We start from the raw sequence: 25,309 nt of genomic DNA on the forward strand, positions 1-25,309 counted from the left end.
GGAATACTGGATCACCCGCATTCGCGGGTGATGACAGCTGAGTATGGGGCTAAACGCAGCGCGCCTACTGCACGCTCAGCGCCACGAAGCGCAGCTCGCCGTCGGCATTCGACACCAGCAGCAGCACCGACTTCTTGCCGTCCTTCTTGAGCTGGTCGACGCGCTTCTGGATGTCGGCGCCGCTGGAGACAGCCTCCTGCGCCACCTCGACGATGACGTCGCCGGCGGAGAGGCGCTTCTCGGCAGCGTCCGAATTGGCGTCGACATTGGTGACGACCACGCCCTTGACGCTCTCCTTGATCTTGTAGCGCGAGCGCAGATCCTTGTTCAGCGCCGCCAGATCGAGGCCGAGCGCCTTCTGCGTCACCGGCTTCTCGGGCGCCGGCTCGTCGGTCTTCACCGCGGCCTGCACCTTGTCCGGATCCTGGAGGCGGCCGAGCGTGACCTTCTTGGTCTGCTCCTCGCCCTTGCGGATGATAATGACGTCGACTTCCTTGCCGACCGCGGTGTCGGCGACGACGCGGGAGAGATCCTTGGGGTCCTTGACGTCCTTGCCGTCGAACTTGACGACGACGTCGCCGGGCTCGATGCCGGCGGGCTTCGCCGGGCCCTTGTCGTCGACGCCGGCGACCAGCGCGCCGCGTGGCGGCTTGATGTTGAGGCTCTCGGCGATCTCGTCGGTGACGCTCTGGATGCGCACGCCGAGCCAGCCGCGGCGCAGTTCGCCGAACTGGCGGAGCTGGTCGACGACACCCGCGACCGTCTTCGACGGCACGGCGAAGCCGATGCCGATCGAGCCGCCCGAGGGCGAGATGATCAGCGTGTTGACGCCGATCACATCGCCATCGAGATTGAACAGCGGGCCGCCGGAATTGCCGCGATTGATCGATGCGTCGGTCTGGATATAGCTGTCATACGGCCCGGAAGAGATGTCACGGTTCTTGGCCGAGACGATGCCGGCCGTCACCGTGCCCCCCAGGCTGAACGGGTTGCCGATCGCGACGACCCAGTCGCCGAGGCGCAGCTTGTCGCTATCGCCGAACTTCACCGAAACAAGCGGCTTCGGCGGCTTGAACTTCAGCACGGCGAGGTCAGTCTTCTTGTCGACGCCGATCAGCTCGGCCTTGATCTTGGTGCCGTCGTTGAGGATGACGTTGATCTCGTCGGCGTCCGCGATGACGTGGTTGTTGGTGACGACGACGCCCGATGTGTCGATGATGAAGCCCGAGCCGAGCGAATTGGTCTTTTTCGGCGGACCGTTGTCGCCGCCCTTGCTGCCGCCGCCGGGACCCCGGCGGTTCTTGAAGAAGTCGTCGAAGAACTCCTCGAAGGGCGAGCCGGGTGGCAGTTGCGGCATGGCGTTGCTGCCGCCGCCCTTGGCTTCGACGGTCTGCGAGGTCGAGATGTTGACGACCGCGTCGATCACCTTCTCGGCGACATCGGCGATGCCCTCCGGTCCGCGCGCCTGAGCCGGCGTGCCGAACGCGCTGAAAGCACCGACGGCGAGCGCGGCCAGCCCTAAGCGCAAGCGGGACGGGGCAATGATGGCTGCGGTCATTGGTATCTCCAGAAAAAAGATTCGGCGCCAGACTGCGCTCGAACGGGGGGACGGCGCAAGCGCGGACCTTAACGGGCCTCATGACCCGCATAATATGGCCAAAAACCGGCCTCTCGCCTTCACTTTGGCGTTGGCGCGACGCTTAAATCGGACGGCGCATCACCCAGATCAGGATCAGGCCGGCTACCGCTGAACTGATCCCGACCACCCGCAGGACATTGTCCGGCGTGGCGATGGCGCTCTTCATGGCCTTGCGCATCCAGTTCGGACTTGCCGCGAACATCAGGCCTTCCAGCACGAACAGGATGCCCAAGCCGATGAGGAAGTCGGCGAACGCAATGGACCTCATCGGATTGGAACCTTCCCTTGTGCTGTTCTTGTCTGGACGAAGGGCGGCCAGACCGGCCGCCCCTGTCTAGCCTACGGCTTCGCCGGCGTCGCGGTCGACGTCTTGCCGGACGGGTTACCAAAGAACCGGAAGAAATCCGAGTCCGGCCGCAGCAGGAAGCGGGTGTCGCTCGACTTCATCCCAGTCTCATAGGCGGCCATCGACCGGTAGAAGGCGAAGAAGTCGGCATCCTTGCCGTAGGCTTCCGCAAACAGGCGGTTGCGTTCGGCATCGCCCACACCGCGGGTCTGCTCGGCCTGCGACCTCGCTTCCGCCTCGATCACGGTCGCCTCACGGTCGGCCTTGGAGCGGATTTCCTGGGCCTTCTGGCCGCCCTGCGCGCGGAACTCGGCGGCTTCGCGCTCGCGCTCCGTCTTCATACGCAGATAGACCGCCTGGCTGTTCTGCTCCGGCAGATCGGCGCGCCTGATACGGACGTCGACGACCTGGATGCCGTAGCCGTCGGCCTCGCGATCGAGCTGGTCGCGGATGCGCTGCATCAGCTTCTCGCGATCGTCCCGCACCACGTTGATGAAGGTGACCTCGCCGAGCACGCGGCGCAGCGCTGCGTTCAGGAGCGTGGTGAGCTGGATGTTGGCGGCCTGGATCGAGCCGACGCTCTGATAGAAGCGCAGCGCGTCCTTGATGCGGTAACGCGCGAAGGCGTCGACCACGAGCCGCTTCTGATCGGACGCGATCGCTTCCTGCGACGGGTTCTCCAGATCGAGGATCCGATTGTCGATGTTGATCACCGAATTCCACGGCGCCTTGAAGTGCAGGCCGGGATCGGTGACGACGTCGACGGGCTTGCCGAATTGCAGCACGATGGTCTGCTCGGTCTGTTGCACCGTGAACAGTGACATGTAGCCGACGATCACGACGAGCAGGAGGGCGAGCAGCGTGACGATACCTGTGACCGGAGACCTCATCGGTTGCCTCCGCTCGAGGGCTGACCGGTGGTAGGCGGCCGCTTGGTCGTCAATTCGCTCAGCGGCAGATAAGGCACGACACCCTGGCCCGAGGGGCCGCCGTCATAGACGAGCTTGTCGGCACCGCCGAGCACACGCTCCATCGTCTCCAGATAGATACGTTCACGCGTCACGTCGGGCGCCTTCTTGTATTCTTCGTACACCTTCAGAAAGCGCGCGCTCTGGCCCTTGGCCTCGGCAACCGTCTGCTCCCGGTAGCCTTCGGCGGCCTGCAGTATCTGCGCGGCACGTCCGCGGGCCTGCGGCACGACCTGGTTGGCGTAGGTCTGCGCCTCGTTTTGCAACTGCTCGAGATTGGCGCGCGCCGCCTGGACGTCACGGAACGCAGCGATCACGTCGCCGGGCGGGTCGACCTTCTGCATCTGCACCTGGGTAATGAGAATGCCGGAGCCGTAGGCGTCGAGCGTCTTCTGCATCAACTCCTGCACATTCTGCTCGGTCACGTTTCGCGCGCCGGTCAGGATCGGCTGAATTTGCGATCTGCCGATCACCTCGCGCATCGCGCTCTCGGCGACCGCCTTCACGGTGCCTTCGGGATTCTGGATGTTGAACAGGAAGTTGCCCACGCCGTTCGGCTTGATGCGCCACAACACGGTGAAGTCGACGTCGACGATGTTCTCGTCGCCGGTCAGCATCAGGCTCTCTTCCGGCACGTCACGAATGGAGCGGCCGCGCCGCGCCGGATCGTCGATCAGCGTCATGCCAATGGAGAGCGTGTTGACGCGTAGCGCCTTCGGCAACAGCACCGTCTCGATCGGATAGGGCAAATGATAGTTCAGGCCCGGGTCCACGGTGCGCACGTGCTTGCCGAAGCGCAGCACGACGCCCTGTTCTTCAGACTGCACCCTGAAGAAGCCCGACAGCAGCCAGAACGCGAGGATGAGCAGGATGATCAGCGTGATGCCGATACCGGAGAAATAGCCGCCCGGCATGATCTGCTGGAGCCGGTCCTGGCCGCGCCGCAGAAGGTCTTCCAGATCCGGCGGCCTTGGCCCGACTGGTTGCGGGCCGTTGCCCCATGGTCCCTTCGGACCCGAGCCCCATGGGCCACCGCCCTGATTCTTCCACGGCATTCGACGCTCTCCTCGGCAGACCAGGACTAGAACTAACCCGGCCCGTATTGTCCGGTCCGGCTTTATAGGGGACCGGCAAGTCCCTTACAACGCAGCCCTCGCCGTCCTCCGAGCTAAGCTCGGGGGCAGAAAAGTCAATGTTAACATTGGCGAAAGCGGTTAATGGCGGGACCGCCGACGATATGTCACATAGGAGTAGTCGGCGCTGTCGTCCGGTCCGGCGGGATGGCGGATACGCGCGACCTCATCCCATTCTGCCTTGTCGATGTCGAAATGCGTGTCGCCTTCCGGGCGCGCATGCACTTCGGTGATCTCGAGGCGATCGGCGCGATCGAGCCATTGCCGATAGATCTCGGCACCGCCAATCACGGCGATCTCGGTGACCGAACGCCGCAGGGCATCGCCGCGCGCCACCGCGCCTGCGGCGGCGGACGATGTCGTGACGATGGCACCCGCGGCGCGATAGGCCGCATCGCGCGTGATGACGATATTGGTGCGGTTGGGCAGCGGCCGAGGCAGCGACTCGAAGGTCTTGCGGCCCATGATCACGGGCTTGCCGATCGTGAGCGCCTTGAAGCGCGCCATGTCGGATTTCATTCGCCATGGCATCGCATTGCCGGCGCCGATAACACCGTTCTCCGCAATCGCCACGACGAAGACGATCTCCATCAGGCCGCGCTCCCGGCCAGCCGGTTCAGCGCAGGACCGGTGACGCGGCACAGCGTCCAGTCGTCCATCATCACGGCGCCGAGCGATTTGTAGAACGCGATCGACGGCGCGTTCCAGTCGAGCACCGCCCATTGCAGGCGCGACCAGCCGTTGTCGACGCATTCCCTGGCGAGATAGACCAGCAGCGCCTTGCCGAGGCCCCTGCCCCGATGCGACGGCCGCACATACAAATCTTCGAGATAGATGCCGTGGCGGCCGCTGAAGGTGGAGAAATTCGCGAACCAGACCGCAAAGCCGACCGCCTCGCCGTCCCATTCGGCGATCGCACAATAGAGCTGCGGCCTCTCACCGAACAGCGCGTCTGCGATGTCAGCCTCGGTTGCCTCGACCTCGTGCGATAGCTTCTCGTACTCGGCAAGCTCTCGGACGAAGGAGAGAACGAGCCCGGCTTCGCCCGAGCGCACACGGCGGATGGTGAGCGACATCGGCGTCAGACCGCGACCGCCGCCTTGATGTGCGGATGCGGATCATAGCCAGCGAGCTCAAAGTCCTCGTAGCGGAAGGAGAAGATATCCTTCACCTCAGGATTGATCCGCATCACCGGCAACGCGCGCGGGGCGCGCGTCAATTGGAGCCGTGCCTGCTCCAGATGGTTGGAGTAGAGATGGGTGTCGCCGAGCGAGTGCACGAAATCGCCGGGCTTCAGGCCCGTGACCTGCGCGACCATCAGGGTAAGCAGCGCGTAGGAGGCGATGTTGAAGGGCACGCCGAGGAACACGTCGGCCGAGCGCTGATAGAGCTGGCACGATAATTTGCCGTTCGCGACATAGAACTGGAACAGCAGGTGGCAGGGCGGCAACGCCATCTTCTCGACGTCGGCCGGATTCCAGGCGGTAACGATCAGCCGGCGCGAATCCGGCGTGCGCTTGATCATGTCGACGACATTGGCGATCTGGTCGATGCTGCGCCCGTCAGCCGTAGGCCAGGAGCGCCATTGATGGCCGTAGACCGGGCCGAGATCGCCATTGGCGTCGGCCCACTCGTCCCAGATGGTGACGCCGTTGTCCTTGAGGTACTTGATGTTGGTGTCGCCCTTCAGGAACCAGAGCAGCTCATGCACGATCGCCTTCAGCGGCAGCCGCTTGGTGGTCAGCATCGGGAAGCCGGCGGACAGATTGAAGCGCATCTGATGGCCGAACACCGACAGCGTGCCGGTGCCGGTCCGGTCGGTCTTCTCGGCGCCGTCTGAAAGAATCCGCTCGAGCAGGTCCTGATACTGGTGCATGTGCCAATGAGCCTTTGGGGAGGCGGCGAACTTAACGGCCGCCCCGGCGCTGCGACAGCGGCGATTCGCTGGGCGCACCGATTATACCCGGAAAAAGTGGGCGTCCCCGGCGCAAACGACAAGGAGCGGAACCTGCGTCCCGCCCCTCGCCTATCAGCTTGAAAATGCTAGTTAACTCGCCGGCTTGAGCACGGGGGACCACTTGGCGATTTCGCTCTTCACGAGGGCGGCGAGCGCCTCCGGCGTCCGGTCCTTGGGCGCAGGGATGACGCTGCCGAGCTCGAGCAGGCGCTTCTTCACGGTCTCGTCGTCGAGCGCCTTGATGGCAGCGGCGTTCAGGCTCGCAATGATCGCGGGCGAGGTTCCCTTCGGCGCGAACATCGCGTTCCAGGCCTGGGCCTGGAATGCCGGCAGGCCCGCTTCCGCCGTCGTCGGCACGTTCGGCAGCGACGGGTTGCGCTCCGGCGTTGCGATCGCATAGGCCTTGATGGTGCCGGCATTGATCTGCGGCACGGCGTTGACGATCTGGTCGCACATGTAATCGACCTGGCCCGCCACCAGCGCGTTCATCGCAGGGCCGGTGCCGTTGAAGGGCACGCCGACCGGCTTGATGTCGAGGATGGAGTGCAGCAGTTCGCAGGAGACGTGCGAGACCGAGCCGATTCCGGCATGCGCCGCGTTCAGCTTCTCGGAATTCGCCTTCACATAAGCGACGAACTCCTTGAGGTCCTTCGGCGGAAAGTCCTTCCGCGCGAGGATCAGGATCGGCGTGCCCGCGAGCAGCGCGATCGGCTCGAAATCTTTCTCCGGATGATAGGCGAGCTTCGGATAGAGCGGCACCGACGCAGCGTGTGTGCCCATATGCCCGGTGATGAGCGTATAGCCGTCATTGGTTGCGCGCGCGGCGCGCGTGGTCGCGGTGGTTCCGCCGGCGCCGACCACGTTCTCGATGATGATGCTTTGCCCGAGCGTCTGCGCCATGTGCGAGGTGACGATGCGCGAGATCACGTCGGTCGGTCCGCCAGCCGCGAACGGCACGATCATGGTGATGCCGCGCGTCGGATAGGTCTGCGCCTCAGCCGGTGCGACAAAGGCGCACAGCGATGCAAGACATGCGCCCGCAAGCGCGCGAATGAAGGTCATCTCGATCTCCCGGACACAAACAAAAATGCCGGCCACAAGGGCCGGCATTTTCATTTCACGAAGGCGTCACACAAGTCGATTCGACTTCCGAATGCGGCGCGCGGACGCAGGGCGCCGCGACGACGCAGGCGCGCCGCCCTCAGTTCTCCGACTCGGTGAACACCTCGTCGCGCTTGGCGCGCAACATGGGCAGCAGCGTGAGCGTCAGCAGGAAGGCCGCGATCGCGAGCAGCACCGCCGACAGCGGACGCGTCAGGAACACACTCCAGTCGCCGCGCGAGATCAGCAGCGCACGGCGCAGGTTCTCTTCCATCAACGGTCCGAGCACCATGCCGAGCAACAGCGGCGCCGGCTCGAAATCGTGCTTGATCAACCAGTAACCGACCAGACCGAACACGCCTGCGAGGATGACGTCGACCGGCGCGTTGTTCACCGAGTAGATGCCGATCGCGCAGAAGATCACGATCGAGGGGAACATCAGCCGATACGGCACGCGCAGCAGGCGGACCCAGATTCCGACCAGCGGCAGATTGATGATGATCAACATCAGATTGCCGATCCACATCGAGGCGATCATGCCCCAGACGAGGTCGGGCTGCTTCTGCATCACCTGCGGACCCGGCACGATGCCGTGAATGGTCATCGCACCCACCATCAGCGCCATCACCGCGTTCGGCGGGATGCCGAGCGTCAGCAACGGGATGAAGGAGGTCTGTGCCGCGGCGTTGTTGGCGCTTTCCGGCGCCGCCACGCCCTCAATCGCACCGCGGCCGAACCGCGACGGGTTCTTGGCGAGCTTCTTCTCGAGCGTATAGGCCGCGAACGACGCGATCACCGCGCCGCCGCCGGGCAGAATGCCGAGGATCGAGCCGAGCACGGTGCCGCGCAGGATCGCGGGCGTCGAGTCGATCAGATCCTTTTTGGTCGGCATCAGACCGGTGATCTTCTGTTGCACGAGGTCGCGGTTCATCTCGGCGCCGGCATCGAGATTGCGGATGATCTCGGCAAACCCGAACACGCCCATCGCCACCGTCGCAAAGCCGAGGCCGTCGGCGAGCTCCGGAATGTTGAAGGCCATGCGCGAGGCGCCGGTCTCGATATCAGAGCCGACCATCGACAACAGCAAGCCGAACACGATCATCGCGATCGCCTTCAGCACCGAGCCCTTGGCCAGCACGACCGCGAAGATCAGGCCGAGCACCATCAGCGAGAAATACTCGGCCGGACCGAACGCCAGAGCCAGCTTGGTCAGCGGAGCACCGAGCACGGCGATGAGCACGGTCGCAACGCAGCCGGCGAAGAACGAGCCGATCGCGGCGATTGCCAGCGCCGGACCGGCGCGGCCCTGCTTGGCCATCTGGTGACCGTCGATGGCGGTGACGACCGATGTTGCCTCACCTGGAATATTGACCAGGATCGACGTCGTCGAGCCGCCATACTGGGCGCCGTAATAGATGCCGGCGAGCATGATCAGCGCGCCGACCGGCGGCAGGCCGAAGGTGATCGGCAGCAGCATCGCGACGGTCGCGATGGTGCCGATGCCCGGGAGAACGCCGACCAGCGTGCCGACCAGGGCGCCGATCAGGCACATCAGAAGGTTGATCGGAGAAAGCGCGACGGCAAAACCGTGAGCGAGGTTGGCAAAGATATCCATTACAGCCTCACTGGACCAGGAAGCGCGGGAACATCGGCATCGGCAGCCCGAGCACGTAGGGGAATAAAAGTGCGCAGCCGGCGGTCAGACAGGCGCCGACGATGATCGTTTCGACCCAGCGCGTCTCATGCGTGCCCAGCGCCGCAATCAGGAAGCTCGCGAACGCTGAAACCACGACCCCGAGCGGACGGATCGCCAGGGCGAAGAAGACGATCGAGGCCATCACGAACATCGGCCCGCGCCAGGAATAATGCGCCATCGCCGGTCCGTCGGCCAACAGTCCCGTCAATGCGATGCCAGCACCAAGCGCGACGAGGAGCCCACCGAACATCCGCGGCGCGGTGCCCGCGCCAAAGGAGAAGCCGCGCATCCCCTGCAAATCGCTGGAGGCCCACAGCGCGAACAGGGCGAGCGCCATCAGAACGATCCCGCCGACATAGTCCTGTGCCGATCTGATCGTCATGAAGAACGTGAGGATCGCCACCGCAAAGATCGGGTAGGAATAGATCAGCGCCAGCAACACATCGGATGACGCCTTCTTGGTGTCACCGCTGGCCGCGCCGATCAACACCGCGGGCGCGCCGCCGAACAGCGCGGTGGCATGGCTGATCAGGACCGTGGCCGGGCCGCGGCCGGCGCCCCAGCCAAAAATCGTCCCGATTGACCAGATGAATTCGAAAATCTGCGGCGCAATCGCCAGCAGGCAAAAGCCGATCGCCACCGATGTGTTTCGGGTAGCTGTCGCTGAGTGGCCCATCGTTTCGGCCATGCATGTCTCCTCCGCGACCCGTAAGTCACGAGCACTGTTGTTCTATCGGCTGGAAAACGATCCCCCGCCCGGACCACTGCCTAGCGATTTTCATCACACAATGCCAGCAAAACCAAACAGGCCTCCTGCGAGCAGAAGCCATAGCGGATTGATGCGCGAGACGGAGGCGACCACTGCAACCACCGCGGTCAGAAGCAGTGCAGCAATGGTGCGGTCGGTGGACTGGGCCAGGATCAGGGCGCTGGCTGCCATCAATCCAATCGAGAGCGGAACCAGTGCAGCCTGAATCAGGGCGGGCCAGCGCGATTGGCTGGGCCGGCTCAGGAGACGGCTGACATAATAGGCAAGCAGCGCCGTCGGCAGGCACATCGCCAGCGTTGCCGCCAGCGCGCCGGGGATGCCGGCGACGGCATAGCCGATTAACGTGACGATAAGCACGTTCGGACCTGGCGAGAGCTGCGCGATCGCATAGGCGTCGGCGAACTGCTTCTCGGTCATCCAGTGATGCACATCGACCGCGATACGATGCATCTCCGGCACCGCCGCCGCGGCGCCGCCGACGGCGAACAGCGACATTAGACCAAAGGTGGAGACTAGCGCCCAGATCGGGTTTTCGCTGTTCATGCTGCTACCTTCCGCCGCATCAAATAGGTGACGCCGATGCTGACGGGGATCGCGACCAGCAGTACCTCCTGGAGCGGCAGGCGGACGACACCGATGGCCACGAAGACGCCGAGCATCAGGACGATCACGACGACGTCCATGCGCTTGAGCAGCGGCGTCATCATCCGGAAAACGACCGCGATCAAGAGGCCGACCGCGGCGCAGGAGATGCCTGCGAGAATACGACGCAGCACCTCCACGTCGCCGTAGCGGGCGTAGATGATCGCGAGCACCGTCATGATCAGCGTCGGCGGCAGCAACAGCCCGGTGAAGGCGGCAACCCCGCCCGCGATCCCCCGCAGCCGCGAGCCGAACACCATCGACAGGTTGAGGATGTTGGGTCCGGGCAGGAAATGGCAGAGCGCGAAGGTCTCGTTGAACTCGTCCGCCGTCATCCAGCGGTGCTGATCGACGATGGCGTGCCGGGCAAATACCAGAACCCCGCCGAAGCCGGCCAGCGACATCCGGGCGAAAGCCAGGAACAGCGCGAGCAGGCCGGGCGGTGGGGCGCGGGCGGCGAGGATATCCGGCTCTTGAGCGGCCGGTGCTGAATCCGGGGACATGTCAGGAGCTTAGAACGCTGGTCCCGCCGCGGCCAAGATCGGACCTGTGGCCATCCGGAACCTATCCAAAGGGAACCGCAGGCCTCCGCTCGAAACCTCTGTTTTTTGAAACCTTTGCCCCCTATATTGGGGGTGCCGGTTCGCTGGCTATGGAAATAAACGGTCGTCGCAATAAACCATTCGGACCCGGGGGCGGTACCCGGCGCCTCCACCAAAGCCCACTTGCGGGCTAGCCCAAGAAGCGGGTTTTGGCGGGGGCGAAATAGGATCGACGAGGGCGTAAAGGGCGAACTTTTTCCCGGTATTGTTCCGCCGTTATCGGGCTATGCAATAGTTGCCAACGACAACTTTGCTCCGGTTGCTCAGGCTGCGTAACGCAGTTTGAAAGACCATTCTGAAGTCCTAACGGGTTAAGCTCCGTTAGGCGGGGTTCGGAGGCACCTGGCAACAGAAGCCTCCACTTACCTTTGATTTCCTTCCCGGCGGGGACTCCTGCTGACCCGTCAGGCGCGGTACTATTGCGGCTTGGCGAGTCGGGCCGGCAGGGCCCAACTCCTGGAATCCGACAGGACCACGATAGTGACCGATCATATCCGATACGATGTGCTGGCCCGCGACGCGCTGCGCGGCGTGCTGCGGAAGGTGCTGACCGATGCCGCGTCCCATGGACTGCCGGGCGAGCATCATTTCTTCATCACCTTCGTGTCGAAGGCCGACGGCGTGAAGATCTCGTCGCGGCTGCTGGCGCAATACCCGGAAGAGATGACGATCATCCTCCAGCACCAGTTCTGGGACCTGACCGTGCTCGAGGATCGTTTCGAGGTCGGCCTGTCCTTCGGCGGCATTCCGGAGCGGCTGATCGTGCCGTTCAGCGCCATCAAGAGCTTCCTCGATCCGTCCGTGAAATTCGGCCTCCAGTTTGACACCTCCGATGTCGCCGAGGTCGCGCCGGAGACGCTGCCGGCCGCTCCCGCGCCGTCGGCCATCGCGGTGCCCGCACCCGTCACTGAAGCGGCTGAAAGCGCCGACGAGCCGACCGCACCGAACCAGGGCGGCGCCGAAGTCGTGCGGCTCGATCGTTTCCGCAAGAAATGATCTAGGTTGGGCGCGAAGCGGTCGCGCCCGGCCAAACTCCCTATATAGAAGAGCACATGACAGGGCCGCGCGGCATTTCGTGCGGCAGAATGGATGTGCTCATGGCCAAAGCTGCCCGCTCGACGACCACCCACCCCGCTACCCGCATCGAGACCGACAGTTTCGGTCCGATCGAGGTCCCCGCCGATCGCTATTGGGGCGCGCAGACCGAACGCTCGCGCCAGAATTTCCGCATCGGCATCGACCGCATGCCGATCTCGCTCGTACATGCGCTGGGGATCGTCAAGCTCGCGGCCGCGCAGTCCAACCTCGAGCTCGGCCTGCTCGACCAGCGCCGCGCCAATGCGATCATCCGCGCCGCGCGCGAGGTGATCGAGGGCAAGCTCGACGACCATTTCCCGCTGGTGGTGTGGCAGACCGGTTCGGGCACACAGAGCAACATGAACCTCAACGAGGTCATCGCCAACCGCGCCAATGAGCTGCTCGGCGGCGAGCTCGGCGCCAAGAAGCCGGTGCATCCGAACGACCACGTCAACATGAGCCAGTCGTCGAACGACTCGTTCCCCACCGCAATGCATATCGCGGCCGCAAGCCGCATCAATGCCGATCTCGTCCCTGCGCTTGGCGAGATGCTCCGCGCGCTGCGCAAGAAGGAGAAGGAGTTCGCCAAGATCGTGAAGATCGGCCGCACCCACACGCAGGACGCAACGCCGCTGACACTCGGCCAGGAATTTTCCGGCTATGCCGCGCAGGTCGAAAGCGGCATCGCCCGGCTGAAGGTCGCAGTGAAGGATCTCTATCCGCTGGCGCAGGGCGGCACCGCTGTCGGCACCGGCCTCAACTCCAAGCCGCGCTTTGCAAAACTGTTCGCAAAGCACGCTGCCGGGATCACGAAACTCCCCTTCACCAGCGCCGCCAACAAATTCGAGGCGCTGGCCTCGAACGACGCCTATGTGCTGGTGCACGGCGCCATCAATTCGGTCGCGACAGGCCTGTTCAAGATCGCCAACGACATCCGCCTGCTCGGATCGGGCCCGCGCTCGGGCCTTGGCGAGCTGGTCCTGCCGGAGAACGAGCCGGGCTCGTCGATCATGCCGGGCAAGGTCAATCCGACCCAGTGCGAGGCGATGACGATGGTGTGCTGCCAGGTGTTCGGCAATCACACCGCCATCACGGTCGCCGGCAGCCAGGGCCATTTCGAGCTCAACGTCTACAAGCCCGTGCTGGCCTACAACATGCTGCACTCGATCCGCCTGATGGCGGACGCCGCGCGCTCCTTCACCGAACATTGCGTCAGCGGCATCCATGCCGACGAGAAGCGCATCAAGGAGCTGATGCAGCGCTCACTGATGCTGGTAACGGCGCTGGCACCGAAGATCGGCTACGACAACGCCGCCAAGGTGGCCAAGACGGCGCATGCTAACGGCACCACGCTGAAGGAGGAGGCGCTGCGGCTCGGCTTCGTCTCGGCGGACGAGTTCGACCGCCTGGTCCGCCCCGAGAAGATGACAAAGCCGGGGTAATTCCGAATTCCGATAGCCATCCGTAATGATACGGCTCAGAAAAATGAGGCTTTGAGAGCAGGATTTGATTACCGTCAATGTTGCGGCGAGGCGGCGTGCTACGCAAGGCCTCTCCGCCCTTGACAGGGCTAATTCATCGTTTGATGGCCCAAGCGGCCGATTGACGAGGACGAGCGAATGGCAATCAAGTCTTGTCGGGCGCAGCGTGGCGCCCGGTTTCTGAATGTTTCATCCTGCCTGAGGAGGATCGGATGATGGAGACGCGGCATGGGGAACGTCATCAACCTGAATCGTTTCAGGAAGCGCGCCGAGCGGCAAGCCTCGGCGAAGCAGGCGGACGCCAACCGAACGAAGTTCGGCCGCACGAAGGCGGAACGGTCGGCGGAGGAGACGCGCGCGGACAAGGCGAAGGCGCACCTGGACCAGCACCAGATCGATCACGAGGATCAGTCATGAAGTCGCCCGTCGTGAAACGATCAATCGTGGTCGCCGGCCACAAGACCAGCGTCAGCCTCGAAGAGGCGTTCTGGAACGGCATGAAGGAAATCTCGGGCCTGCGTAACATGACGCTGTCCGAGCTGGTCGGCGAGATCGATGGCGCCCGTCAGCAGGGCAATTTGTCCTCGGCGATCCGCCTCTTCGTGCTCGACTACTTCAAGAGCCGCGCCATGGCTGCCATCCAGGCGGACAAGGTCTCGGCCTAGTAGCGCCGGGGCGCTTTGCCCACGGCTTCGTGATCTGCACTTTAAAATCACTCTAAGGTGCAGCTTCGGCGAGCCGGCGCGCTTGACCTCAATGCCCTGCGTTGAAAATACAGGGCATGACCGAAACCAATGATACGCGTCCGCATATGCCGCTGGGTCTGGCCCTGCGCGGCTACACCGGAATCATTCAGCACCTCTCCGCCAAGGACGCGGGCTCGGCGCTCTCGGAGATCGAGCTCGAGAGCCGGCTGATCGAGCTCGGCTTCGTCGAGGGGGCCCGGGTCGAGGTCCTGCACGAGGGACTGGTCGGGCGCGACCCCATTGCCGTCCGGGTCGACAACATCACGATCGCAGTCCGCCGTCGTGAAGCCATGGCCATTATCGTCGCGTAGACAGCGACCGGACCCCGATCCAAGGCCTGATCCCATGGAATTACCCCTGCTGCATCTCGCCCTGGTCGGCACGCCCAATAGCGGCAAGACCTCCCTGTTCAATGCCCTGACCGGCAGCCGGCAGAAGGTCGCGAACTATCCGGGCGTCACTGTCGAGCGCAAGGAAGGCTTTTTCGTCACGCCGCTGGGACGCCAGGTCTCGGTGGTCGACCTGCCCGGTACCTATTCGCTGCGCGGCCGCAGCCCGGACGAGGAGATCACCCGCGACTTCGTGCTCGGCAAGGCCACCGGCGAGACCGTGCCCGATCTCGTGCTGTGCGTGGCCGATAGCACCAATCTGCGCCTGACTATCCGCCTGCTGCTGGAGCTGAAGCGCACCGGCCGGCCCATGATCCTCGTCCTCAACATGTTCGACATCGCCAGCCGCCGCGGCATCAGCGTCGATGTCGAACGGCTCGCCAAGGAGCTCGGTGTGCCCGTGGTCACCTCGATCGCGGTGCGCAAGGGCGGCACGGCCGACCTGCTGGCGCTGACCGACGAGATCTCGGCCAAGCTCGCCGCCGAGCCCCAGGAGAACAGCTGGCGCGCGCTTGGTGTCGCCGAGCTGCGCGCCACGCAGCGCGAGGCCGACCGCATCATCGCCGACTGCGTCAGCCTGCCTGCCAGGCCGGACACCTGGACCGCGCGGATCGATGCCGTGGTGCTGCATCCCGTCGGCGGCCTGATCGTGCTCGCGCTCATCCTGTTCGTGATGTTCCAGGCGGTGTTCGCCTGGGCGCAGCCGCTGATGGACCTGCTCAACAACGGCTTCGATGCGCTCGGCGAGTTCGTGCACGCCACCCTGCCCGCCGGCCTCTTCCAGAGCTTTCTTCAGAACGGCGTGATCTCGGGCGTCGGCAGCGTCATCGTGTTCCTGCCGCAGATCATCATCATCTTCCTGTTCATCCTGCTGCTGGAAGATTTCGGCTACATGGCGCGCGCCGCGTTCCTGATGGACCGCATCATGGGCGGCGCGGGGCTGCACGGCCGCGCCTTCATCCCGCTGCTGTCGAGCTTTGCTTGCGCCATTCCCGGCATCATGGCGACGCGCGTGATCGACAACAAGCGCGACCGGCTGACCACGATCCTGATCGCGCCGCTGATGACCTGCTCGGCGCGCATTCCCGTCTACACGCTGATCATCTCCGCCTTCATTCCGGCAAAGGACGTCTGGGGCTTCATCAACCTCCAGGGCCTCGTGATGTTCGGCCTCTACGCCACCGGCATCGCCAGCGCGCTTGCCGTCTCGTTCCTCATAAAATTCTTCATGCTGCGCGACTATGCGCCGGCGCCGTTCATGCTGGAGCTGCCGGACTACAAGATGCCCCGGCTGAAATCGATCGCGATCGGCGTCTATACGCGGGCCAAGATGTTCCTGCACCGCGCCGGCACCACGATCTTCTCGATGATGGTGCTGATCTGGTTCCTCGCCTCGTTCCCGCAACCGCCCGCGGGCGCAACCGAACCGGCGATCGACTTCAGCCTCGCCGCCATCATCGGGAAGGCACTCGAGCCGCTGCTCGCGCCGGTCGGCTTCAACTGGCAGATCGCGGTCGCGCTGATCCCGGGCATGGCGGCACGCGAGGTCGCGGTCGCGGCGCTCGGCACCGTCTATGCGATCGAAGGCGGCAAGGAAGCGGCCGAGCAGATCGGTCAGGTGCTTTCGACGAAATGGTCGCTGGCAACCGCGCTGTCGATGCTGGCCTGGTACATCTTCGCCCCGCAATGCGCCTCGACGCTGGCCGTGATCCGGCGCGAGACCGGAAGCTGGACCTGGATGGCCACGACCTTCGCCTACATGCTGGTGCTGGCCTATGCGGCGAGCCTCGTGACGTACAATGTCGCGGTGGCGCTTGGGGCGGGATAGCCCTCTCAAAACCAAAATTGCGAAACAACCCCATGCACAGTAGACGGGGGCTGTGAAATCAATGAGTTACGCACAGCAAAAGATGCACGACCGCAACCACGACAAAGCGTAGCGAAATCCAGGGAAGCGCCTCCTATGCAGGGAGTCTCGGATTGCAATTCGATTTGCGCGCCTGTTGACCCGTCGGGCAAAACAGGAGCACGATGGCACCATCCCAAAAATCATTGATGTGCAGGCACCTCATCCGGATATTGCAGACGGGCTCTCGCGCGCGACCTCGCCGGGCGGCGCAACTGCCTGCGCGAGCTTGATCTACATCAACGCGATGGATCCTTCGAAGCACAGGTTTGAGCGGCGTGGATAAGGCGGCTCTCGCCGCTTTTCATGGCGCGAACGCGAAGAGGAGGAACATTATGACGTCGAGAAAGCGTTCTTCGATCAAGTCCATGACAGTTTCGGGTATCGCTGCCAGCGCCCTCCTGGGAATTGCCGGCGTCACGGTCAATCCGGCACCGGCCGCCGCAATATATTGCCAGTACGTTGACTATCCCGTTGGTTGCGTTGCGCGGGCCGGCGTCGTGCTGAGGCCCAGGCCAGTCGCACGTGCTGCGGTCCGTCACAACGCCGGCGGCAATGCAAATGGCGGCGTCAATCGCGTCGGCGCAAGGCGCTGAGCTTTGATTGCAGGCCACTGGCTTTGTCGAACACCCAAGGAGACCGGTGATTGTCGCGTTGCGTTTTGACCGGAGGCTGCGCGGGAACGGTAGGCCTGCACGCAGCTTCAGGTATACATGACTCGCCGCACCGGCTCCACCATCGAGCAAACGCCGGCACAATGGCGCAGGCGATATGGGGAGCGGCACGGAGCGAGCGAAATGCCACTATTGGCATATTTCTGGAAAGTCGGCGCAGCCTTGCTAGCGCTTATCTTCGTTGCGGACTTTTGTCTGCCGAAGGCGACCGTCACTGAGAGGATGACAGTGGAGCAGCGGGCCATACTCATTCACTCGGACCGAAAATGGCCTGAGCGCGTAGTCCTCGACACGACCTTGCCGGCGATGGTGGCGGTTGCATCTGCGCCGTTGACCACCGAACATGCCCCTCTCGTCACGCGAACAACGCCGGTCATACGGGCAGAGACACCCGCGCTCGCCGATGCATTTGCGATGGTACGGTCCGAATCACCGCCGCGCGAAGCCGTCGAGCACAAACGGCTGCAAAAGCGACGACACGTCGCGACGCGGTCGAAACGGCACGGCGCATCGCAGATGGTTCTGGCGGTCCGGCAACCGCAATTCGGCTGGTTTGGCCACCGGTACTGGTGATCGCAAGGGCGCTCGCACCGTATTCGATCACGTTCGGCGCTGCCGGCGTCGGGGCGATGTCCGGACGCCGTTTCCTGGAGCAGTTATTCGTACGAGGCGCAGACGCCTCCCTGCCAGCGAAGGCAGCGACGCACGGCCCGACGCGTCTGGCGGACGGTCGTCCTCGCGACGCATACGCCGTTGATTCTTGTTCTTCCCGGTCCGCATGCAGCAGCGACCGGGGTCATCATGCTGTTCGCCTGAACGAGCGGCGCCGGTGTCATGGCCTGCGCCGAAGTTCCAACAAATATAGCGACAGTCAAAAAAGCGAGCCATCTGATCATCGTTCTCCTCCTGTGTCGAAAGATTGACGCTTGTCGGTAAACGCTGCCGCATGCGCGCTGTGGCATTCTTTCCGTAACGAGCCAGAGCAAGGAGGCGGCGCGCGGCCGCCTCCAGTTCTGCCTCCCTATTGGCAAACGTACATGATGCCATCGCCGCCCTTGACGAGCGTGCCCGGAGTACAAGCGATACCGTTACGCGCGGCGTAATCGGACCAGTCGCTGTAGCCATAGGTCCAAGGGCCTCCCGAATAGTAAGCGCGCACCGCGTACCAGGGCAGACTGGTTTGATCTGCAATGTAACCGGCGCGATAGAGCGGCCCGACATAGATCCGGGAGCGTGCCTCTGCGCTGCTGACGGACAGCGACGGCTTGCCGTACTCGGACCAGTTCAAAGACATCGATGCTGCGCACGCGAACGCAGCAGCCGCGATTGTAAGCCGTTTCGCATCCATATTGGCCTCCGTCGGCTGGTGAACTCCAGCATGCGGAGCATGGAATGGCGTCACGATGGAGTGTTGCGCTAGATCAAGCCGGGGCCGCCGATCTCGCCCGTCGATCTGCGCCGTTCAAACCAAGTGAGGTCACGATACGTCAGTGAGGCTGAGCTGGATGGATGGCTGATTCACTCCGGCTCAATTCGTTAGTGCATCCGAAACCACGCTTCTGGCGTTTCGCCCAGATGGAGCGAACGCCTCAGTTCGGTTGCGGCGGCCATCGGCGACCCAGTGGAATCGCATGAAGTCCATGCAAGGCTGCGCTCAAATCTCAACTGTTGCTTTGACGACTTTGCCGATTTGATACTATTCGTCTGGTGTCTCCCGATGCGACCGTCCCGCTCGCGGTCACGGCGGCGACTCACATCTACTGCAGTCGGACCAGCAGCATTTTCTGTCTGCTCGGACAGCGAACTTCAGGGACGCTGGCCATCGCTTCATCTTTCAAACAAGCTCTAGAGCGACGGAAGTGAAAGTATGGCCTGATTGTTGCGGCGAACGCCGCGCCGACCGATCGATCTCGGGGATGAGGAGTTACTCCGATGCTTTTTCACTCGACCTGGACATCCCTCCCCCGCCCGCATTCCTTCAGCGAATTCGGAATGACGGCAGAATCGAACCCATCAATCAGCCTGAACGAATTCACCTACAGACGAGGCCGCGAGATCTATGGTGAGAAAGAGCCCGCCGACTATGTTTACCAGGTGATGTCGGGCGCGGCTCGAAGCTACAGGTTGTTGTCCGACGGGCGCCGACAGATCAGCGCCTTTCATCTTCCCGGGGACATCTTCGGACTGGGAAACGGCGTTCACCGCTTCACGACGGAAGCGGTAATTGACACGGCTGTGAGATTAGTCAAACGCGAAAGCCTCGAGACCCTTGCGAACAATGACAACGCCTTGGTCAAGAATCTGCTCTGCATGACCACGACAAATCTCCAGCACGCGGAAGACCACCTGCTCCTGCTCGGGCGCAAGACCTCGATGGAGCGGGTTGCTGCCTGCCTGATCGAAATGGATGGGCGGCTCATCGCCGCCGGCGTTCTCGCGCTACCGATGACCCGGCGCGACATCGCGGACTATCTTGGCCTGACGATAGAGACCATCTCGCGGTCGCTGTCGTGTTTGCGCGAGTTGGGCGTCCTGCACTTCATGGACAACAACCAGCGTCACGTCGTCATCATGGACAGAAACAAACTCGCCGAACTCGACCGGCAGAATTGACGTTGAATGCGGCGGACATCCTCGCGTTTGTTCGCCTAAGAAAAAGGCCCCGGTCGACGCCGGGGCCTTGAGTTCACTGGGAAGACCCAGGGTCAATAGCGAGCCGTGACCGGCGCCCCGTATCCGCCGAAGCGATAGTTCAACCGAAGCGTGACCATGTCCACATCCTGGGTGACCCCGCTGCCGGTGAGGGTCAACCCTCCGGGCGTGACCACGCCGGCAAATCCCGCATTGTCACGCCCCATCCAGAGATGGTCGTACTCGATGCCGAACGACCAGTTCGGCGTGAAGCCGTATTCCCAGCCGACACCCAGGGCTCCGCCCCAGCGCGTGTGGCCTGCCGACGCCAGGCCGACACCGGTGACATTGTTGAATATATCGAAGCGATTGCGTGTCACGGCGGCGCCGCCCTTCACGTAGAGCAGCGAGGCGTTCCAGGCCCAACCGAGTTGGGCCGTAAACAGTCCGATACCGTCGATCTTGCCTGTGGTCGAGATCAATGGATCGATCAGGCTGACACGCGTATTCTTGATTTCGGCCCAATCGCCCTGCGCCTCCAGGCCGAGCACAAACTGATTGGTTTGCCAGCGATACCCGATCTGTCCGCCCGCGAGACCTCCGGAGCGATCTGCGCAACCAGCTGCAACTGTCCCTGCGGGCGTTACGAAGTCCACGCAGCCATGGCTCTGCCCCCAGCCGCCGTTGCCGCCAATGTAGAAGCCGCTCCAACTGTAGACCGCCGCCAGCGGCGCCGGCGGCGGCGCCGCTTTGACGGCCATGTCGGCCGCCATGGCCGGGGCGGTCATGCTCAGCGCTGCGAAGCCGATCGCAGCTATCGAAAATGCCTTCATCGTCTCATCCCCTTTGGTCGTATTCTTTCGTCAGAACGAGCCCCTTATGCAGGGTGGCGTGCACAAGTGCTGCGAACAACCTGAAGGTTAGGCGCAAGGAAGCTCTCGGCCCGTAACAAAATGGCAACACTGAAGGCCGATTGCTACGCACGCTAACGTGCTCAGTCGACATCGGATGTTCCAGGCGCTGCGGCGCCACCCTGCCCCTCCGCAAGCCATGCGGCGATGCAGGATGCTGGAATGACCCGCCGGGGAAGATGAGGATTGATCGTGCCAGCGAAGACAGCGAGGCCCTCATCTAGCTTTGCGCGCGCGAACAGCTTGGCATCGCCCTCTGTCGCGAATGTCTTGGTCTCGCGCGGGCTCCGCTGTCTCACGAGCAGGCCGCGCTTGCGAATTTCAAAGGTGACGTACCAGGTCGCGATCATGGAGCACACCAGGATGGCACCAGCCCTTATGGCTGGTGTGGTGCGGCTGGCATTGGCATCCTTGATTCAAATCAAGCTCCTCGCTTGACCACATTCGCGAACAGTGGACACGCAGAGTACCGGGAGCCCGGAGTGAGCGCCGCCCGGAAAACCAGGAGCGCGATCGTGCCTTCGATCTCGCCGGCAGGACCGTATCGCCCGCTAGCGCGACCGGTCGCTCCCTTCCGCCGGATCGTTCTCCGGCTCCGGGATCAGCACTGCGGGTTCGTCATAGCCTTTGCGGCTGCTGTAGAACACCAGCGCCATCAGGCCGACGCCGACGATTAGCGAGAACACGACGCCGAGCACCAGCGCGACATAGCCCGACGCCGGCACACTCGTGTCCGTGCTGGTCCAGCCGAGATAGCCCAGAACGCACGCGGCCACGAGCATCCCGCATAACAGCGCGATGACCAGCCATCTCGCGAGCTTGCCGCCTTGCGGAGCGGATGATGTCTGTTGCCCGTCGGTGCTGTTCATGGACCTCTCCTCAAGCGCACGTTAGGGCGCAGTCGCCTTGGTTGCGATCGCATGCAGGGCGCCGGTCATTGCGGCAACGGCAGCCTTGGCCGGCTCGCCAACCCCGTGACGCCCGGCAAGCCAGGCCGGATCATTGTAGGACAGGAAGGTCGCGCCTTGCTCGTCCTGCCAGACCAGCGCCTTCAGGGGCAAGTCGATGCCGACAGTCTGCGCCTGCTGCATCAACGGTGTGCCGCCCTTGGCGTTGCCGAAGATCAGCAGATCAGTCGGCCGCAACGTCTGCCCCACGGCCGTGGCGCCCGCGGCATGATCGACACGGGCAAACACGGTGAGGCCCTTCGCCTTCACCTCGGCCTCAAGCCGATTCATGGTGTCTTCGGGCCCGAAACTGCTCTTGATGGTGATGAGTCCGTCGATGGCCATTGCCTGCGTCTCCCATGAACCTGTCGCTGCAATAAGAGCGAGGATCGTGATCAGTGCCGAAGACCTCATGACCCCGCTCACTTCTTGCGGAACAGTCTGGCGGGATCGAATTCAGGCTCCGGAATGAAGCCGTCGCGATTGGGCATCTTGATTTTCGGCAAGCTGTCCTTGTCGACCTTGCCGTCCGCGGCAACGATGCCGTTGAGGCTGAGGATGTAGGCGGTGACGGCGTAGGTCTCATCAGTGCTGAGCGAGCCCGGCGTCGGATACGGCATCGCGCGACGAACATAGTCGAACAAGGTCGTTGCATAGGGCCAGAAGCTGCCGACGGTCTTGACCGGCATGCTGGAGGTGAGCGTGCCCTGTCCACCGGCGAGGCGATCCTTGATGCCGCCCTGGCCGTTGTCGCCATGACAGGCTGCGCAATTGTTGGCAAAGATCTGCTTGCCCTGCACCGCCGTACCACTGCCGTCAGGCAAACCCTTGCCGTCAGGACCGACGTCGATGTCCCACAGCTTGATTTCCTCCGGTGTCGCCGGACGGCCGAAATCGAAGGCCAGTGCGGGTGCTGCGAGTGGGCCGATGGCGAGCACGCCGGCGAGAACCAACTTATGCGAGGACATTGCGAACCCTCCCGGCCTCGTCGATGCTCCAGGTCTGCTGGGCATTGTAGTGAAACAGCGCATTGGTCCCCATCGCGGCGATGAAGGACTGCCGGTCCGGCTGAACATTGCCGTGATCATCGGTCGAGCGGCTCACGATCTTCGTCGGCTTGCCATCCCAGACCCAATCCATCTGGAATCGCATCTGCGCCTTGGACAGCACCGGCTGGCTCAATTGCGCCTGTGTCCAGGTCTTGGCGCCGTCGGTCGAAATATCGACCTTGGCGATCTTGCCATGGCCGCTCCAGGCAAGACCCGAGATGCGGTTATAGCCCGGCTGGATCTGCATCATGCCCGAGGGCTGGGTGATGACGGAGTTGGTTTCCATCCTCAACTGGAATTGTCGCGCCTTGCCGTCGGCCAGCAGCTGCGTGTAGCGCGCGGTCTCCCAGCGCGTCATCCAGGGCGCGTTGCCGAATTTGAGGCGGCGCAGCCATTTGATGTTGAGATTGCCCTCGAAACCCGGCATCACCAGCCGCATCGGAAAGCCGTGCGCGGGCCGCAGCGGCTCGCCGTTCTGCCCATAGGCGACGAAGGCCTCATTCACGATCTCGTCCGTGAGGGGGATGCTGCGGTCGACGCCGGCGCCGTCGCCGCCCTCCGCGAGCATCCAGCTCGCGTTGCTGTCCTTGCTCACGAGGTCGATCAGGAATTTGAGCGGCACGCCGGTCCACTCATTGGTGCTGACGAGGCCATGCGTGTTCTGCACGGTGATGTCTGGATCGGCCTTTTTCCAGTTTTCCCATCCGTTGCCGGTGCATTCGATGAACACGATTCGCGTGATCGACGGCATCCGCTTCAAATCTTCGACGCTGAAGATCAGCGGCTTCTCGACCATGCCATGGATGAGAAGCCGGTGCTGCGCGGGATCGATGTCGGGTACGCCGGAATGGCTGCGCTCGTAATGCAGGTCGGTCGGCGTGATGTTGCCCACCAGCCTTTGGTGCGGCGTCTTGGAATTGATGGCATCGCCGGGGTCGATGTTGCGCTTCCCCGGCGTGGATTCGGGGATGCGATCGATCTTGGCGAAACGGGATCGGTCGCTGTGCGCGCTCAGATCGGCGCCGGGCCCGCGATCGGGGACGTCGGCCAGCGTTTCGGCACCGGCCGCCCCGGTCGCGACCGCGCCAAGAACGCCCGCCGAGAGGCCCCCCACGAAGCCGCGGCGCGAAACATTCGCAGGCCGCGGCAACAGATCGTCTGGCGCCTTGAACGACATCTGTATCATCTCCCGTTGAAATCGTGCGTTTTGGAAATCGCGGCCGCTTTCGTTGCGCGACATTTAGCGCAGGCCGTGGAAATTGCTCGTTAGGTTGTGTTAGTAATCATGAGGAGCCATCGAGGCAGGGCTGCTTGCCGGTTGACCCGTCGGGCAAAACACCGGAACAATGGCATCATCGGCTTCACCGTCATCGAGATCCCGACCCAAGCGACTGCCTGCTTCCATGGATCACTTCAGCACGACGAGACTGACCGCCGAGAGGCTGAACGAAAGTCACCTCGTCGATCTCGTCGCGTTGCATCTTGATGCAGAGGTGTCCCGCTATCTCGGCGGCGTGCGCCCGGCGGAGACCACGAAGACATATCTCGCGACCAACATCGCCCATTGGGATCAGCATGGCTTCGGGCTGTTTGTGCTGCGAACGAAGGACGGCGCCTTCGCCGGACGGGCGGGCGTCCGGCACCTCCTGGTGGACGACGTCGACGAGATCGAGATCTTCTACGCGTTCAAGCGCGAATTCTGGGGCCAGGGGCTCGCGAGCGAGATCGCGGACGCGCTGACCGAGATCGGGCTGTCAAAGCTCGAGCTGCCGTCCCTCATCGGCGTCGTCTACGCCGGCAACGTCGCATCGCGCCGCGTGCTGGAGAAATCGGACTATCTCCTGGAGCGAAACGCGATCCGCCACGGCAATGACGTCGTGATCTACCGCAAACAACGGTGAAAGACCCGACGCTCAGCCGGTGCGCAGCCGGGCGACCGATTGCGGCAGGGAGGCGAGAAACAGCACCACACAGACGCACAGCAGGACGATGTCCTTGAACAGGAATTCGCCGGTCAGATTCCAGGCCATCGGATCGGTTGAAAGGCTCCACGTGACCACGCCCGGCGTCGTGAAGAAGAACGACCACGTGACCGCGAAGGTCACCATGCCCAAGAATGAGCCGAGCGCGGACAGGACCGGGCTGAAGCTGCCTGCCGCGAGCAGCGCGGCACTAACGAATTCGGCGACACCGAGAAAATACGCCTCTCCCCGCAAGCCGAACACCGACAGCCAGGAGATGAATGGGCTGTTGATGATGAACTGGACGATGCCCTGGGCCGATTGCAGCGTGAACTTCTGCATCCCGAACGATATGAATATGATCACCATAACCCAGCGGAGAATGGCGAGCGGACGATAAGAACCGCCACCATTCTCAGCGATATTGAACCCTTTCATACGACGTGGTCTCCCCGGATTGTTGATCCATTAGCGCGCAAAAATGCGTTAGCTAAAGGCTGTACGAAGACGAGCTTCGCTCGTTACCTGCATCCGCAGGTTCGTTAGATCACAGCTGCGTGCAATCCGCGTGTCCGCACGAAGCGTCGCCCGTTGGTGCAATCCGGGATCTCGACGCGGACGATCTCTCGGACTACAGGCTATGCTCCGGAGCTACGGACTGCCCCGGTTGACCCGGTGGGCGAG

Annotated in this window: 30 protein-coding genes and 1 other RNA gene; 11 read left to right on the top strand and 20 right to left on the bottom strand. The window is 63.2% G+C overall.

Annotated elements, in window-relative coordinates; all coding sequences use genetic code 11:
• Positions 1 to 64: 64 nt before the first annotated feature.
• From B5V03_RS22055 to B5V03_RS22110, 12 genes are all read right to left on the bottom strand, one after another.
• Positions 65 to 1,558 carry a Do family serine endopeptidase gene (locus B5V03_RS22055; protein ID WP_129272495.1) on the bottom strand — a complete coding sequence of 498 codons (1,494 nt, stop codon included), beginning with the start codon at positions 1,556 to 1,558 and terminating at the stop codon, positions 65 to 67.
• Positions 1,559 to 1,700: 142 nt separating this feature from the next.
• Positions 1,701 to 1,907 (bottom strand): DUF2065 domain-containing protein, encoded by a 207-nt coding sequence (locus B5V03_RS22060; RefSeq protein ID WP_129272496.1) that lies wholly within the window; start codon positions 1,905 to 1,907, stop codon positions 1,701 to 1,703.
• Positions 1,908 to 1,978: 71 nt separating this feature from the next.
• Complete coding sequence (hflC, locus tag B5V03_RS22065) at positions 1,979 to 2,875, bottom strand: protease modulator HflC (protein ID WP_129272497.1); 897 nt, start codon at positions 2,873 to 2,875, stop codon at positions 1,979 to 1,981.
• Positions 2,872 to 4,008, bottom strand: a complete 1,137-nt coding sequence (hflK, locus tag B5V03_RS22070) for an FtsH protease activity modulator HflK (RefSeq protein ID WP_129272498.1) — start codon at positions 4,006 to 4,008, stop codon at positions 2,872 to 2,874. Before hflK ends, hflC begins: the two co-directional genes overlap by 4 nt.
• A 159-nt stretch (positions 4,009 to 4,167) precedes the next feature.
• Positions 4,168 to 4,677, bottom strand: a complete 510-nt coding sequence (locus B5V03_RS22075) for a dihydrofolate reductase (protein ID WP_129272499.1) — start codon at positions 4,675 to 4,677, stop codon at positions 4,168 to 4,170.
• Positions 4,677 to 5,162, bottom strand: a complete 486-nt coding sequence (locus B5V03_RS22080) for a GNAT family N-acetyltransferase (protein WP_129272500.1) — start codon at positions 5,160 to 5,162, stop codon at positions 4,677 to 4,679. The genes B5V03_RS22075 and B5V03_RS22080 overlap by 1 nt, the downstream gene beginning before the upstream one ends.
• Positions 5,163 to 5,167: 5 nt before the next feature.
• Positions 5,168 to 5,962: a thymidylate synthase gene (locus tag B5V03_RS22085; RefSeq protein ID WP_129272501.1), complete on the bottom strand. Its 795-nt coding sequence runs from the start codon at positions 5,960 to 5,962 to the stop codon at positions 5,168 to 5,170.
• Positions 5,963 to 6,133: 171 nt separating this feature from the next.
• On the bottom strand, positions 6,134 to 7,105 hold the full coding sequence (locus B5V03_RS22090; RefSeq protein WP_129272502.1) for a tripartite tricarboxylate transporter substrate binding protein BugD: 972 nt from the start codon (positions 7,103 to 7,105) through the stop codon (positions 6,134 to 6,136).
• Positions 7,106 to 7,244: 139 nt separating this feature from the next.
• Positions 7,245 to 8,759, bottom strand: a complete 1,515-nt coding sequence (locus B5V03_RS22095; protein ID WP_129272503.1) for a tripartite tricarboxylate transporter permease — start codon at positions 8,757 to 8,759, stop codon at positions 7,245 to 7,247.
• Between the two features lie 7 nt (positions 8,760 to 8,766).
• Complete coding sequence (locus tag B5V03_RS22100) at positions 8,767 to 9,528, bottom strand: tripartite tricarboxylate transporter TctB family protein (protein ID WP_129272504.1); 762 nt, start codon at positions 9,526 to 9,528, stop codon at positions 8,767 to 8,769.
• A 93-nt stretch (positions 9,529 to 9,621) separates the two neighbouring features.
• Entirely contained in the window at positions 9,622 to 10,152 is a 531-nt protein-coding gene (locus B5V03_RS22105; RefSeq protein WP_129272505.1) for a chromate transporter, read from the bottom strand.
• Positions 10,149 to 10,754: a chromate transporter gene (locus B5V03_RS22110; protein WP_129272506.1), complete on the bottom strand. Its 606-nt coding sequence runs from the start codon at positions 10,752 to 10,754 to the stop codon at positions 10,149 to 10,151. The genes B5V03_RS22105 and B5V03_RS22110 overlap by 4 nt, the downstream gene beginning before the upstream one ends.
• A gap of 95 nt (positions 10,755 to 10,849) precedes the next feature.
• Here B5V03_RS22110 and ssrA point away from each other — a divergent pair.
• The 9 genes from ssrA (at position 10,850) to B5V03_RS22155 (ending at position 17,699) form a co-directional block, all read left to right on the top strand.
• Positions 10,850 to 11,216, top strand: a transfer-messenger RNA (tmRNA) gene (gene ssrA, locus B5V03_RS22115).
• Between the two features lie 114 nt (positions 11,217 to 11,330).
• Complete coding sequence (locus B5V03_RS22120; protein WP_129272620.1) at positions 11,331 to 11,849, top strand: SspB family protein; 519 nt, start codon at positions 11,331 to 11,333, stop codon at positions 11,847 to 11,849.
• Positions 11,850 to 11,938: 89 nt separating this feature from the next.
• Positions 11,939 to 13,372, top strand: a complete 1,434-nt coding sequence (gene fumC / locus B5V03_RS22125; RefSeq protein WP_129272507.1) for a class II fumarate hydratase — start codon at positions 11,939 to 11,941, stop codon at positions 13,370 to 13,372.
• Between the two features lie 267 nt (positions 13,373 to 13,639).
• Positions 13,640 to 13,828, top strand: a complete 189-nt coding sequence (locus B5V03_RS22130) for a DUF4169 family protein (protein ID WP_129272508.1) — start codon at positions 13,640 to 13,642, stop codon at positions 13,826 to 13,828.
• The gene (locus B5V03_RS22135; RefSeq protein ID WP_129272509.1) at positions 13,825 to 14,076 is read left to right on the top strand and encodes a ribbon-helix-helix domain-containing protein; all 252 of its coding nucleotides are present in this window, start codon (positions 13,825 to 13,827) and stop codon (positions 14,074 to 14,076) included. Before B5V03_RS22130 ends, B5V03_RS22135 begins: the two co-directional genes overlap by 4 nt.
• Positions 14,077 to 14,192: 116 nt before the next feature.
• Entirely contained in the window at positions 14,193 to 14,468 is a 276-nt protein-coding gene (locus B5V03_RS22140; RefSeq protein ID WP_129272510.1) for a FeoA family protein, read from the top strand.
• A gap of 34 nt (positions 14,469 to 14,502) precedes the next feature.
• Complete coding sequence (gene feoB / locus B5V03_RS22145; RefSeq protein WP_129272511.1) at positions 14,503 to 16,374, top strand: ferrous iron transporter B; 1,872 nt, start codon at positions 14,503 to 14,505, stop codon at positions 16,372 to 16,374.
• Between the two features lie 413 nt (positions 16,375 to 16,787).
• Positions 16,788 to 17,048 (top strand): hypothetical protein, encoded by a 261-nt coding sequence (locus B5V03_RS22150; protein ID WP_129272512.1) that lies wholly within the window; start codon positions 16,788 to 16,790, stop codon positions 17,046 to 17,048.
• A gap of 117 nt (positions 17,049 to 17,165) precedes the next feature.
• Entirely contained in the window at positions 17,166 to 17,699 is a 534-nt protein-coding gene (locus B5V03_RS22155; protein ID WP_129272513.1) for a hypothetical protein, read from the top strand.
• Positions 17,700 to 18,147: 448 nt separating this feature from the next.
• On the opposite strand, the gene B5V03_RS22165 is transcribed toward B5V03_RS22155, so the two are convergent.
• Complete coding sequence (locus B5V03_RS22165) at positions 18,148 to 18,474, bottom strand: hypothetical protein (protein WP_129272515.1); 327 nt, start codon at positions 18,472 to 18,474, stop codon at positions 18,148 to 18,150.
• 584 nt (positions 18,475 to 19,058) lie between these two features.
• Between B5V03_RS22165 and B5V03_RS22170 the strand changes: the two genes are divergently transcribed.
• Positions 19,059 to 19,739, top strand: a complete 681-nt coding sequence (locus B5V03_RS22170; RefSeq protein WP_129272516.1) for a helix-turn-helix domain-containing protein — start codon at positions 19,059 to 19,061, stop codon at positions 19,737 to 19,739.
• 92 nt (positions 19,740 to 19,831) lie between these two features.
• Here the strand turns inward: B5V03_RS22170 and B5V03_RS22175 are convergent, their stop codons facing one another.
• The 6 genes from B5V03_RS22175 to soxC form a co-directional block, all read right to left on the bottom strand.
• Positions 19,832 to 20,590, bottom strand: coding sequence for an outer membrane protein (locus B5V03_RS22175; RefSeq protein WP_129272517.1), 759 nt, complete (start codon positions 20,588 to 20,590; stop codon positions 19,832 to 19,834).
• Between the two features lie 161 nt (positions 20,591 to 20,751).
• A complete protein-coding gene (locus tag B5V03_RS22180) occupies positions 20,752 to 21,018 on the bottom strand; it encodes a hypothetical protein (RefSeq protein WP_129272518.1) in 267 nt (88 codons plus the stop codon).
• A gap of 201 nt (positions 21,019 to 21,219) precedes the next feature.
• Entirely contained in the window at positions 21,220 to 21,537 is a 318-nt protein-coding gene (locus B5V03_RS22185) for a hypothetical protein (RefSeq protein ID WP_129272519.1), read from the bottom strand.
• A gap of 21 nt (positions 21,538 to 21,558) precedes the next feature.
• Positions 21,559 to 22,029 carry a DUF302 domain-containing protein gene (locus tag B5V03_RS22190; RefSeq protein WP_129272520.1) on the bottom strand — a complete coding sequence of 157 codons (471 nt, stop codon included), beginning with the start codon at positions 22,027 to 22,029 and terminating at the stop codon, positions 21,559 to 21,561.
• 8 nt (positions 22,030 to 22,037) lie between these two features.
• Positions 22,038 to 22,583, bottom strand: coding sequence for a c-type cytochrome (locus tag B5V03_RS22195; protein ID WP_129272521.1), 546 nt, complete (start codon positions 22,581 to 22,583; stop codon positions 22,038 to 22,040).
• Positions 22,570 to 23,841, bottom strand: coding sequence for a sulfite dehydrogenase (soxC, locus tag B5V03_RS22200; RefSeq protein WP_129272522.1), 1,272 nt, complete (start codon positions 23,839 to 23,841; stop codon positions 22,570 to 22,572). The genes B5V03_RS22195 and soxC overlap by 14 nt, the downstream gene beginning before the upstream one ends.
• 226 nt (positions 23,842 to 24,067) lie before the next feature.
• Between soxC and B5V03_RS22205 the strand changes: the two genes are divergently transcribed.
• Positions 24,068 to 24,565, top strand: coding sequence for a GNAT family N-acetyltransferase (locus B5V03_RS22205; protein WP_129272523.1), 498 nt, complete (start codon positions 24,068 to 24,070; stop codon positions 24,563 to 24,565).
• A gap of 12 nt (positions 24,566 to 24,577) precedes the next feature.
• Here the strand turns inward: B5V03_RS22205 and B5V03_RS22210 are convergent, their stop codons facing one another.
• Positions 24,578 to 25,063: a YkgB family protein gene (locus B5V03_RS22210; protein WP_129272524.1), complete on the bottom strand. Its 486-nt coding sequence runs from the start codon at positions 25,061 to 25,063 to the stop codon at positions 24,578 to 24,580.
• Positions 25,064 to 25,309: the final 246 nt, after the last annotated feature.

Origin of the sequence: Bradyrhizobium betae, assembly GCF_004123905.1 — a bacterium.
GTDB classification, from domain to species: domain Bacteria; phylum Pseudomonadota; class Alphaproteobacteria; order Rhizobiales; family Xanthobacteraceae; genus Bradyrhizobium; species Bradyrhizobium betae_A.